1 pseudogene is annotated in these 509 nt (G+C 46.6%); it reads left to right on the top strand.

Features of this window, described 5'->3' with window-relative positions:
- A pseudogene (locus R7R78_RS29670) lies at positions 1 to 470 on the top strand (hypothetical protein); the annotation flags it as partial.
- Positions 471 to 509: the final 39 nt, after the last annotated feature.

The following is a 509-nucleotide window of genomic DNA, read 5'->3' as shown; positions in this document are numbered from 1 at the left end:
TCATTCGTGAGCTAGATAGCTTATCGCCAAGTGCGTTAAAAGCCTTAACGACGCAGTTAACTCAAGCGAATGTCACCAGTTGGCTACCGTCCACAGCAGTGGTCGTTCGTATGGCGCAAGTCAGCCAAGACAAAGCTATGTACGATTTACTATGGCGAATGCGCGCCGATTACAATAGCCAACAGGAACTCAAGCGCTTAGCTGATACAGGAGATGCTTTCTCTTTGCAGCAGTTGATGAATGCCACGATCAACCCAAGCCTCAAACCTCACGCGATTCGCTTACTCACCAAATCCAATCCATTATCGCCGGAAGTGAAACAGTTTCTTATTGCGAAAATGGCATTATCTGAAGAAGCGACACTGGTCGCTCGTCAACTGGCTCAACAAGGCCACCAAACATGGCTTGAAGAATTAATTTCAAGTAACCGCCAAGTAAAGGCTCGTCAGATCGAGCAAGTATTAAAGTAACCCTGCTCACATACCCACACAAAATAGGAGGATCTTAGC

The sequence above is a fragment of the Vibrio sp. 2134-1 genome, assembly GCF_033339495.1.
This window is presented reverse-complemented; position numbering and strand designations above follow the sequence as displayed.